The organism is Pseudomonadota bacterium, from assembly GCA_030860485.1.
In the GTDB taxonomy this organism is placed as follows: Bacteria; Pseudomonadota; Gammaproteobacteria; order JACCXJ01; family JACCXJ01; genus JACCXJ01.
The window spans coordinates 1-11,827 of sequence record JALZID010000320.1 but is presented as its reverse complement, the minus strand read 5'-3'; the positions used below and the strand labels follow the sequence as shown (position 1 = coordinate 11,827).

Annotated in this window: 7 protein-coding genes and 1 pseudogene; 5 read left to right on the top strand and 3 right to left on the bottom strand. The window is 65.1% G+C overall.

The annotated features are described in order from the left end of the window. The first annotated feature begins 255 nt into the window (after positions 1-255). A complete protein-coding gene (locus tag M3461_20270) occupies positions 256-2,409 on the top strand; it encodes an FAD-dependent oxidoreductase (GenBank protein ID MDQ3776520.1) in 2,154 nt (717 codons plus the stop codon). Beyond that, complete coding sequence (gene moeB, locus M3461_20265; GenBank protein ID MDQ3776519.1) at positions 2,402-3,166, top strand: molybdopterin-synthase adenylyltransferase MoeB; 765 nt, start codon at positions 2,402-2,404, stop codon at positions 3,164-3,166. The genes M3461_20270 and moeB overlap by 8 nt, the downstream gene beginning before the upstream one ends. Positions 3,167-3,677: 511 nt before the next feature. Here moeB and M3461_20260 read toward each other — a convergent pair. Genes M3461_20260 through M3461_20250 form a run of 3 tightly spaced genes read right to left on the bottom strand, consistent with a single transcriptional unit; the run spans position 3,678 to position 6,571 of the window. After that, complete coding sequence (locus tag M3461_20260; protein ID MDQ3776518.1) at positions 3,678-4,673, bottom strand: NAD(P)-dependent oxidoreductase; 996 nt, start codon at positions 4,671-4,673, stop codon at positions 3,678-3,680. A 6-nt stretch (positions 4,674-4,679) separates the two neighbouring features. After that, positions 4,680-5,048 (bottom strand): EamA family transporter, encoded by a 369-nt coding sequence (locus M3461_20255; GenBank protein ID MDQ3776517.1) that lies wholly within the window; start codon positions 5,046-5,048, stop codon positions 4,680-4,682. 35 nt (positions 5,049-5,083) lie between these two features. Further along, positions 5,084-6,571 carry a hypothetical protein gene (locus tag M3461_20250; GenBank protein ID MDQ3776516.1) on the bottom strand — a complete coding sequence of 496 codons (1,488 nt, stop codon included), beginning with the start codon at positions 6,569-6,571 and terminating at the stop codon, positions 5,084-5,086. Between the two features lie 309 nt (positions 6,572-6,880). On the opposite strand from M3461_20250, the gene M3461_20245 reads away from it, so the two are divergent. The 3 genes and pseudogenes from M3461_20245 (at position 6,881) to M3461_20235 (ending at position 11,273) form a co-directional block, all read left to right on the top strand. Next, the gene (locus M3461_20245) at positions 6,881-8,386 is read left to right on the top strand and encodes a UbiA family prenyltransferase (protein ID MDQ3776515.1); all 1,506 of its coding nucleotides are present in this window, start codon (positions 6,881-6,883) and stop codon (positions 8,384-8,386) included. A 16-nt stretch (positions 8,387-8,402) separates the two neighbouring features. Beyond that, positions 8,403-8,801 (top strand): annotated as a pseudogene (locus tag M3461_20240) (FAD-binding oxidoreductase). Positions 8,802-9,809: 1,008 nt separating this feature from the next. Next, positions 9,810-11,273 (top strand): aspartate aminotransferase family protein, encoded by a 1,464-nt coding sequence (locus tag M3461_20235; GenBank protein ID MDQ3776514.1) that lies wholly within the window; start codon positions 9,810-9,812, stop codon positions 11,271-11,273. Positions 11,274-11,827 lie beyond the last annotated feature (554 nt).

The following is an 11,827-nucleotide window of genomic DNA, read 5'->3' as shown; positions in this document are numbered from 1 at the left end:
ATCAGGGCCAGAGGCGACCAAGGCCTCACCAACAGGCCGGATATATGGGAGCAACTGCGCTACCGACCTCTGCCGTCAACGAGCGAGATGCTTGCAAATCGGAGGAGTCCATATATGGGGGTTCGCGGCCTGACGATATAATGCGCTCCCATCTCGTCCGCTGGAGAGCCCCATGACGCCCGGTAAAGCGCTTCTCAAGACCATCAGTGTTGTTCTTGCCGCGCGGGCACAGGGTGCCGGGCCGAGGCGCTGGCGATGAAGCGCGCGCTCTTCGCCTCGGGGATCGCCGTGCTGGTCGCCGCGTTCTTCGTCCTAGACCTCGGCCAGTACCTGAGCCTCGATTATTTCAGGGCCCAGCGGGCGGCCATCGAGTCGTATCGGGACGCACATCCCCTGTCCGCGGCGCTCGGGTTCTTCGGCCTGTATGTCGCGGTGACCGCGCTGTCCCTGCCGGGCGCGGCGCTCATGACATTGGTCGCGGGCGCACTCTTCGGGCTCTTGTGGGGCACGGTCATCGTATCCTTCGCGAGCACGCTCGGTGCCCTGCTGGCGTTTTTCTCCGCCCGTTTTCTGCTGCGTGATTTCGTGCAGCGGCGCTTCGGAAGACAATTAAGCGCCATCAATTCCGGGATCGAACGGGATGGCGCGTTTTATCTCTTTACCTTACGGCTCGTCCCGATCTTCCCGTTTTTCGTTATCAACCTACTGATGGGCCTCACGCCGCTCGGGGCTTCTACGTTTGCTCTCGTGAGCCAGATCGGCATGTTGCCCGGAACGCTCGTGTACGTGAACGCCGGGCGCGAGATCGGGGCCATCGAGTCCCTCGGGGGGATCCTCTCGCCCGGGCTCATCCTGGCCTTCACCCTGCTCGGGGTCTTTCCGCTCCTCGCCAAGCGTGCGGTCCGTTGGTTCCAGGAGAGGAAACGCCTGGAGCGCTTTCCGAGGCCGTCGCAATTCGAGCGCAACCTCGTGGTGATCGGGGCGGGCTCGGCCGGGCTCGTCACTGCTTACATCGCGGCAACCGTGCGGGCCAAGGTCACGCTCATTGAAAAAGACAAGATGGGCGGCGATTGTCTCAATACCGGCTGCGTGCCCTCCAAGGCCCTCATCCGCACTGCCCGCCTTCTGGGCGACATGCGGCGCGCGCAGGATTTCGGCCTGCGCCGCGCCACCGCGGAGCTCGACTTCGGCGAGGTGATGGCGCGCGTGGCGCGGGTCATCGAAGCGGTCGAGCCCCACGATTCGGTGGCGCGCTATGAGGGCCTGGGCGTCGAGTGCCTCAAAGGCGAGGCGCTCATCGTCTCGCCCTATGAGGTTGAGGTGAACGGCAGAAGCATCACCACCCGCGCCATCGTGATCGCCGCCGGCGCCAAGCCCGCCATCCCGCCGATCGAGGGGATAGAGACCATCGGCTATCTCACCTCCGACACGGTGTGGGGGTTGCGGGCGCGGCCCGGGCGCCTCTTGGTGCTGGGCGGCGGACCCATCGGCTGCGAGCTGGCCCAGGCCTTCGCGCGGCTCGGATCGCGGGTCACCCAGGTCGAGATGCTGCCTAGGATCCTGCCGCGGGAAGACCCCGAGGTCTCGGAGATCGTCGCCAAGCGCTTCGCGTCGGAAGGGATCGGCGTGTGCGTCGGACATCGCGCGCTACGCTTTGTGAGCGAGCGTAGCCAAAAGGTGCTCGTCTGCGAGCACGGCGGTCGGGAGGTGCGGATCGAATTCGACGTGGTCCTGGTGGCGGTCGGGCGCGTGGCGAATACCGCGGGCTATGGGCTCGAAGCGCTCGGGATCCCCCTGAGCCCGGCCCGCACCCTTGAGACCAATGAATATCTGGAGGCCCTCTATCCCAATATCTATGCCTGCGGGGATGTGGCCGGGCCCTACCAGTTCACCCATGTCGCCGGCCATCAGGCGTGGTATGCCGCGGTCAACGCCCTGTTCGGGGGGCTCAGGCGTTTCAAGGCCGATTATTCCGCGATCCCGTATGCCGTCTTCACCGATCCCGAGATCGCGCGAGTCGGCTTGAATGAAGACGAGGCGCGACAGCGGGACGTGGCCTTCGAGGTCACGCGCTATGGGTTGGAAGACCTGGATCGGGCCATCACCGACAGCGAGACCGAGGGCTTCGTCAAGGTCCTCACGGTGCCGGGCAAGGATCGCATCCTGGGCGTCACGATCGTCGGCAGCCTTGCCGGCGAGGTCATCGGCGAGTACATCACCGCCATGCGCCACGGGCTCGGGCTCAACAAGGTCCTCGGCACCATCCACATCTATCCGACGCGCTCGGAGGCCAACAAGTATGCTGCCGGGGCCTGGAAGCGGAGACACGCGCCGGAGGCGCTCTTGCGCCTTGCGGCGCGCTATCATGCCTACCGCCGGGGGGGGCTTCGCGCAGTGCTGCGTGAATAACGACCAGCTCCTGCGCTACAGCCGGCATATCCTCCTGCCGGAGATCGACCTAGAAGGCCAGGAGCGGCTCCTCGCCGCCACGGTCCTCATCGTCGGCCTCGGCGGGCTCGGCTCGGCGGTCTGCCTGTACCTCGCGGCCGCCGGCATCGGGCACCTCGTTCTGGCCGATTCCGATCGCGTGGACCTCGCGAACCTCCAGCGCCAGGTGCTCTACGACACCGGTGATCTCGGGCGGGACAAGGTCGAGGTGGCCTTTGCACGCCTCGCGAGACTCAACCCGGACTGCCGCATCACCCCCGTCCTCTGCCGCCTCGCGGACGATGAGCTAGGCGTCCTCGCCCGGCGCTGCGACATCGTGGTCGATGCCAGCGACAACTTCGACACCCGCTACGCCATCAATCGGGCCTGTCTTGGCGCCGGGAAGCCGCTGGTCTCCGGCGCCGCCGTTCGCTTCGAAGGCCAGGTCATGGTCCTCTGCCCCGGTCGGGGCCCCTGCTATGCCTGCCTCTATCCCGAGATCGCCGATCTTCCCGAGCGCTGTACCGATACCGGCGTCGCGGCGCCGCTCGTCGGGATCATCGGCAGTGTGCAGGCAATGGAGGTCTTGAAGCTCCTGACCGGCGCCGGACAGACGCTCGAAGGCCGTCTCTTGAGGCTCGACGCCCTCTGCATGGTGTGGCAAGCCGCCCGTATCGCCCGCGATCCGGGTTGTGTGGTGTGTGGCGAGGAGGCCGCGCGACTCGACCGTACGGTTTGATCTCCGACCCCGCCGAAGTGTGCCTAACTAAATAGCGCCGTCGCGAGCCGGTGCGCCCCCGCCCCCCGTCGAGCAGACACTGTGTTTGCGCAACTGCTTTGAATTTCCTATCCTGGCGGCGGTGGAGGCCATTGAGGCGGTACGGGAGACAGAGCGGCTCCAGCGGATTGACGAACGCCTCGCGAAGATCGAAGCATGCCTATCCGGTTGACCCCATTCCGGGCACCTTGGGCAGTTCGCACGAAGCGGATATCGTGCGACCTTCGAAATAAACGGTGCCAATGATTGTGCCAGAGACGAATAGGTGGCGCGAACCGGTAGGCATGGATCGAAGAACGCTTCGCGCGGCTGGACGAGCGCGTGGAGGGCCGATTCACACTATCGAATAAGACCCGATGACGACCATCAACCAGGAACTCTACGAGGCCCGCAAGGAAGCCGGGGCCTCGGAAGACGCTGCCAAGCGCACCGCATCTGGCCGGGCGCGCAGAGCGCCCCCGATCCGGATGGCTCAGTGCGCCTCGACCATCCGGTTGTGTGAGCCGGTCTGGTACTCGCGGTAGGCGCCCATCAGCATGGTGGCGTCGTCGTATTGCGGGACCCAACCGAGCTTGCGCTCGGTGCTTTCGATGTCCACGATGAAGTCGGTATCGGCGATCTCGTATTGCTCGGGGACCAGGAGCGAGAGCCCGATCACATCCAACGCCGCGAGCACGCGCTTGACGAGCCCCGCGGGGGTCGAGACGAGGAACGACCGGGACCCCGCCGCTTCGATGACCTTCCCGAGCAGCTCACGCACGGAGGGTGGGTTCTTCGACCCGAGGTTGAATTCCCCGTTGACCACGCCTTTCTGTGCCGATAGAAGCGCCGCGCTTGCGCAGTCGAAGACCGAGATCATCTGATAGTGGTTGGAGCCGTCGCCGATCAGGGGGACCGGGAGGTGGTGCTCGATGCAGCGGAACAGGTTGGTCAGGATCCCCAGGCGCCCGGGGCCGATGATGAGCCGCGGCCGGAAGATCGAGACATCGAGGCCGTCCACGCGCCGCTGCATGCACAGGTCCTCGCACACGCGCTTGCTGTCGGCATACTCGCCGATGGGATTGCGCGGGTGGTCGGGGCGGATCGGCGGGGCGACGAGCGGAAAGCCGTACACCATGTCGGTGCTGAACTGGATGAGCTTGTTACACCCCCTACGGCTCATGAGATCGATCACGTTGGCCGCGCCCTGATAGTCGACCGAAAAGAAATACGCCTTGCGCTCGCGCCGCGAGACGATGGGGTGCAGCATGCGCGCGGCCATGTTGTAAACGATGTCGTCCACCCCGACCGGCGCTTGTTCCAAGGATTGGAGGTCGGTGATGTCGGTGTGGACGAATTGCGCCCTGGGATAGATGGGGAGCTCGCTCTGCCGGATATCGCAGATCACGGCCTCTTCGCCGAGCGTCTGCAGGTCCCGAGCGAGATACCGGCCGACGAAACCGTCGCCGCCGAAGATGATGTGTTTCATAGTAATCTAGGTCTGCGCGATGCAATAGGTCCCGAGACAGATGAACCCGATGCCCGCGATGCGCATGAAACCGATATTTTCGCCAAAGAACCAGTAGCCCGCGAGCAGGACGATGACATAGGAGACGCTCAAGAACGGATAAGCGAAGCTGATCTCGACCCGCGACAGAACCATGAGGTGCAAGGCCATGCTGAACACCAAGGTCAAGAGGCCGCCGATCACGTACGGGTTCAGCATGACTCGCGGCAGCGTCTGCATCAAGACACCGGTCGAGAAATCGAAGGTCCCTACGGTCAACATCCCTTGCTTCAAGAGCAACTGAGACAGGGCGTTGGTCGTCACCACAGCCAGGATCAAAGGTATGTACTTCTGCATCGAAAAGCTCCCATGGGTTGGTCGTGTGTCGCACATCATCGTTGGTGCCGGGGCGGTGCCATCGCGCCTCCCGTATCGAGCAGGAACCGATACAGATCGAGGGGGTTCCCCGCCGCGTCCTGCCCCTGGTACAGCCGTTCGAACTCGAGGCTCGTGCGGCCCGCGGCGAAACGCGCAAGGAACGGGTAGCCCTTGATCTCCCGGTGTTCCAGGAACAGGAAATCGGCGCGATTCCGCGCCAGATAATTTACGAGTCTTTCGTAATCGGCGTAGGGCACGGCGACCCGTTCGCTGTCGCTGAAATAAGTGAAATAGCCCTTTCTGGCCGCGATACGCGCCGGCCGGTGCAGCTCCCCGGTGGTGATGTCATGCACGAGCCTGGCCGGTATCGTGAAATCCGCGGGCCGGTATTCGCCGTTGTGCCGATCGGGGAGGAACATGAGCCTAGAGAGCGGTACGAGCACCGTGCCGATGGCGAGCGCCACGAGCCCGAAGGCGATGAGGCGGGCGCGCTTGCCGGGCCGACGCCGGGCGCAGGCGATCGCCTGCGCGAGCGCGACGATCCCGATGCCCTCGATGAGCATGCAGAGCGGCCCGATCACGGCGAAATGGCGGAGCGAGACCAGGCCCTCGTCGTGGGCCAGGGGCGCCGATACCCCGAGGCCCAGAAAGGCGAGCACGGCAGAAACCTGGACGATGCCCCCGCGCCGGGAGACCTTCACTAGACCGAAGGCGAAGAACACCAAGGCGAGCGGACCGAGCATCGACCCGAGGTGTCGATCCCAGAGCGTCCCCAGGTTGACGTAGATGCCCTTCGCATAGGCCTTGAGGGTCGCGCCGTAGTCGGCCTGCGACACCAACCGGCCCAGTGCCTCCGGATGCTCGTGCAGATACTCGCGATTGATCTGGGTGGGGCTGTAATCGAGGCCGCGCATGCGTTCCTCATAGGACTTGCCGCCCGGTTCATGGAGGATCACCGCCCAGGTCTGGCGGCCATTCAGGGCGAAATACCCGAGTCGCTCGCTCACCCGCCACACCTGGATGGCCGCGACGGCGCAGAACGTCAGCACGAAGGCCATGGCCCAAAGGCCGAGACGCCGGAGATCATAGCGCCGCGGCTCTGTCACGATAAAATGGGCGAGTTGGAAAGCGGGTACGGCGGCGAGATAGAGGATACCCTCGAAGCGGGTGAGCAAGAGGTAGCTCAGAAAGAGCGAGCCGAGCCTGGCCCCGCTCTCGATCGAACCGACGGCCGCGCCCAAGACGGCGGTGAGGAACGGATAGAAGAGGTTGGCGTCGGGGGACAGGCCGATGATCCGGTCCGGATCGAGGCTCAGCAGGGCCTTCGCGCTCTGCAGGTAGGAGACGCTGTCGTGGTCCTCCAGGAGCGGGTCGTTAGCCAAGGCCACGAGCCGGACGACGAGAAAGACGATGAATGCCGCGCGTACGGCCAGCCTCTCCGACCAGAGGCGCGCGGTAGCGGATCCAACGGCGGGTACGTCAAGAACGCGCAGGTTCGTCATCGGTGTCAGGGGTTGTCGTGCGATGCTATGGTGATGGGGAAGAGCCCGACCCCTTCTCGCGGCGCGGCGCTGGATCGGTTGGAATTCCCAACGCTCGGGCCCGCGACAGGCAAGACCAGAGCCAGACAGCGCTCGACACGCGATAGGGGCATGAAACCTGCCTCAGGCTATTTTGGGGACAGCGGCGAGAGGGGTCAAGTCGATGCATGCGATCAACGCGGGGCATGCGATTAACGCGGGGGTAACCGCACCCGTGGCTCACGAGGTCGGCCGGCCGTGGCGGTCGCCTATTGCCACGATGAACTGCCCATGAGCACGCGTCGGCTCAATCCAAAGCGCGATGCGGAGCCGGGCGCAGCCCGCCATGACCCCCGCGACGCGCCGGCCGGGCCGGCGGATCCCGTCCCGCTGTGCGTCGATCTGGACGGTACCCTGATCCGCTCCGATCTGTTCGTGGAATCGCTGTTTGCGTTGCTCAGAAAGAACGTCGCCTATCTGTTCTTGATCCCCGTGTGGCTCATGCGGGGCAAGGCCTATCTCAAGCACCGGATCGCGCAACGCGTGGATCTCGATGTCACGCTCCTGCCCTACCACGGCCCCTTCTTGCATTACCTGCGCGAGCAGCGAGCCGCCGGCCGCCGCCTGGTACTGGTGACCGCCACTCACCAGAAATACGCACGCGAGGTCGCCGCCTACCTCGATCTTTTCGAGCAGGTGCTCGCGACCGACGACACGACCAACCTTTCCGGAACCGACAAGCGCGCCCGACTCACGGCCGATTATGGCGCCCACGGCTATGATTATGCCGGGAACTCGCGCAAGGATCTCGAGGTATGGTCGGAAGCGCGCCGCGCGGTGGTGGTCGCCCCTGACCGGGGCGTGAAGGCGGGGGCCGAACGCCTGGCGACCCTGGAGCGGTCGTTCGATGATGGCAAGGCTCCTGTCAAGGATTACCTGCGCGCCATGCGGCCGCACCAGTGGATCAAGAACCTCTTGGTGTTCGTACCCCTCATCGCCTCGCATAAGGTCCACGATCTCGCGCTCCTGCTGGACGCGGCGCTGGCCTTCTCGATCTTCAGCCTGTGCGCCACCAGCGTGTACCTGCTGAACGACCTGCTCGACCTCGATGCCGACCGACACCATGCCCAGAAAAGGCGGCGGCCTTTCGCCGCCGGGCGGATCTCGGTGGTGCGCGGCAGCCTCTTGATCCCCGTGACCCTGATCCTCGCCTTCGCGCTTGCGCTCATGACCTTGCCGCCGGCGTTCGGCGCGGCGTTGGGCGTGTACTATCTCATGACCATGGCCTATTCGCTGCGATTGAAGCGCGTGCTCATGCTCGATGTGGTGGTGCTGGCCGGGCTCTATAGCATTCGCATCGTCGCGGGCACCCTGGCGATCGCAGAAACCCATTCGTTCTGGCTCCTGGCCTTCTCGATGTTCATCTTCCTGAGCCTGGCCATGGCCAAGCGCTGTGCGGAGCTGTCGGCTATGCAGTCGCTCGCGGAAGAGCGGGTCAAGGGACGCGGCTATCGCCGAGGCGACCTCGAGATGGTGCAGAGCCTCGGGGCTTCGAGTGGGCAGATCGCGGTGCTGGTGCTGGCGCTGTATATCGTGCAGGATGGCGGCTATGCGGCCTACAGCCGGCCCGAGGTCCTGTGGTTGCTCTGTCCGCTCTTGCTCTATTGGATCGGCCGCCTATGGATCTTCGCCCACCGCGGGTGGGTGCACGAAGACCCCGTGGTTTTCGCCCTCCGCGACCGGATGAGCTGGTGGATCGGCGCCTCGGCGCTGGCCATCGTCTGGCTCGCCATCTGATACCACGTCCTTCGACATGCATTGGCAGGCCGTAGATCTCTGCGGCTTCGGGCGCCTGACCCGGGCCCCGGCGCTCGCCTGCGCGCCGCACAGCCGCGAAGCCCTCATCGATACCCTGAGGCACACCCGCGATAACCACGGCCTCATCTGCCATGCCGGTGGCCGCAGCTACGGCGACGCCGCGCTCAACAGCGGCGGGCGGGTGATCCTGACCGCGGGCTTGAACCGCGTCCTATCCTTCGACCCCCAGAGTGGCGAGATCGTGTGCGAGCCCGGGGTGACGTTCCACGATCTGATGAGAGACTTCCTGCCGCGCGGTTTCGTCGCCCCGGTGAGCCCGGGCACCGGCTACGCCACCATCGGCGGCGCGGTCGCGAACGACATCCACGGGAAGAACCACGATCGCCATGGCAGCTTTGGCGATCAGGTGCGCTGGATCGACCTCTTGCTGCCGTGCGGAGAGGTGGCGCGCCTCGGCCCGCAAGAACGGGGCGAGTGGTTCAACGCGACGATCGGCGGACTGGGCTTGACCGGCGTGATCCTGGCCGTGTGCTTCGCGCTCAGGCGCGTGCCTTCCAATGCCGTCGTGGTAAGGGAACGGCGCATCCCCCACCTCACGGGATTCTTCGAGGCCTTCGAGGAAGCGCGCGGCGCGACGACCTATTCTGTCGCGTGGATCGACGGCCTGGCACGCGCCGGGCGGCTCGGTCGCGGGGTCCTGGAGACGGCCGAGCCCGCCGAGACGCCCTTGCCGGCGCGCCCGCGGAGGCGCTTGCGCCTGCCTTTGGATCTCCCCGCGGCGGTCCTGAATCCCTGGGGCATCGCCGCCTTCAACAGCGCTTATTACCACCGCATCCCGCGCGGGGGCCGGACCCGGACGACACTCGTCGAGCGTTTCCTCTATCCCCTGGACGCGCTCCTGGACTGGAATCGCCTGTACGGCAGGCGAGGATTCTATCAGTTTCAATGCGTGATACCGGACCAGGCCGCGCGTCCGGGTATCCAGAGGCTGCTCGAAGAGATCGTGTGCGCGCGCGCGGCGTCGTTCCTCGCGGTGCTCAAGACCTTGGGCGGCGACGGTCGGGGATTGATCTCTTTCCCCTTGCGCGGTTATACGCTGGCGCTGGACTTCCCGCACCGGGCGGGGACGCAGGATTTATTGAGCCGGCTCGCGGCCGTAACGAGCGATCACGGTGGGCGCGTGTACCTCGCGAAAGACGCCTGCCTGCCCCGTCCGATATTCGAGGCCATGTACCCAAGACTCGCGGAGTTCCGGCGCGTTTTGGAGGACATCGATCCCGAGGGGCGCATGAGTTCGGATCTCGCACGGCGCCTGGGGTTGAGACCGGCGCCGGCCCGATCTAACTTTCCAATTCAATACCCAAGGAGGCACCAGGGGCTTGCACCCCCGCGCACGACGATGATGGCCACAAGAGCCGAGCCAGCACCCTTTTACTCCCCCGAAGGGGAACCCCCCGCGATCCCGAGACCCGATCTCCTAAGCGTCGAAGATGCCAAGGCCCTCACGGTCACAGAGACCGCCGATCTCTTCCGCGCGCATCTGAACCCCGGCCAGTACCATTTCCTCAGGCTCCTCGGCTTCCACGAGGTGGTGATCGAGAGCGCCGAGGGGATGTATTACACCGACAAGCGCGGCTGGCGCATCCTGGACCTCTTCGGCGGTTTCGGATCGCTCGCGCTCGGGCACAATCATCCCCGCATCCTCGCGACCCGCAAGCGTTTTCAGGACGAGAAGCGCCACGAGATCGCGATCGCCTTCATGTCCCAGTATGCGAGCGCGCTGGCCAGGAACCTGGCGAGCATCGCCCCTGGTGATCTCGATATGGTGTTCCTGGGCTCGGCCGGGTCGGAGGCCGTAGAAGCGGCCTTGAAGCTGGCCGAGAAGGTCCAGGGGCGGGAGCGCTCCACCATCGCCTACGCCGAGCGGTCCTTCCACGGCAAGACCCGCGCGGCCCTGTCGGTGACCGATTCGGAGTTTTATCAATCCACTTTCCGGCTCCTGGATAACCGCGTCCGGATACCGTTCGGCGATGCGCAGGCGCTCGAGGCCGCGCTCAAGCGCGACCCGTCGATCGGGGTGCTGGTTCTGGAGACGGTGCAGGGGGGAGGCGGGATCGTGCTGGCGCCACCCGGTTACTGGCGCGAGGTGCGCCGGTTATGCGATCAGTACCGGGTGGTGTGGCTCGCGGACGAGGTCCAGTGCGGTGTCGGGCGTACCGGCCGGTTCTTCGCGTTCGAGCACGAGGGTGTGGTCCCCGACATCGTGACCCTCGCCAAGTCGCTGGGTGGCGGCAAGACGGCGATCGGGGCCATGATCGCGCGCCGGGCGCTGTACATGAAGGCCTATGGGACACCCAAGACCGCGCTCATCCACGGCCCCGCGACCTTCGGCGGGATCGGCGAGGCCTGCGCGACGGCCATCGAGGCCCTGAATGTCCTTTATGACGAGGGGCTCATCGAGAACAGCGCCCGGCAGGGGGCGTATCTCCTCAAGGGGCTCAGGGGCCTCCAGGCCAAGCATCCGAAGCTCCTCAAGGAGGTGCGCGGGCTCGGGCTCATGGTGGGGATCGAGTTCCAGGACTTCAGCCAGACGCTGCCCATGGCCATACGCCCCATCGTCTCGCTGCTCGACGACAAGCTCAAAGGCAGCCTGTGCGGCTTCGTCGGGAGCCTGCTTCTCAAGGACCACCGTATGCTCGTGGCCTTCACCGAATACAACCGCAATGTGATCCGCCTCGAGCCGCCCTTGATCGCCCAACGCGAGCACATCGATACCTTCCTCACGGCCCTGGACGAGGTCCTGTCACGCGGCGTCACCGGCATCATCACCGACTACGCCAAGCATTTCCTAAAAGCGAGCTTGTAATTCCATGCGGGGCAGACGGAACAGGGACCCCGTACCGGTCAACGGACCGCGTACCGACTCACAGCGACGGGCATGTGCCGGGGCGCCAGCCCGCTTTGAGGGCGTTCCGCCGCATGCGTTCATTCTGCTCCCGGTCGCGCCATCGGTAGGCCATCTCCATTCCAATCGGAAGAGTGGCATCGGTAGGGCCGATGTCCGCAGGACGTTCCGCCGCACGGGCCGCTTCGGCCCCCAGCCACACGGCGGAACGCAAAAAAGCGCCTTCCCCCCTTTCCGCCTTACGCGCGTTGACCGATTAGGCTCTTCTCCTCCCCCACTCGGCACGGATGCCGAGTCGTTTATGACTCAGGCAAACACCCTGTCGTGCCGCCGTCAAACCAACTCAAAAACAACCCATACATTGCACTGTCTCTTACGGTTCCGACCCTAGCCCATTTTTCTCAACTGGAGGGGGTACCCAGCCTGGAAGGCGCATAGATTGGGCTACGCGGTCAAAAGGTCTCCACTACAAATGGGCTGGATCGCTTCAGTGTACGAGTTGGCCGGCGGCGGTG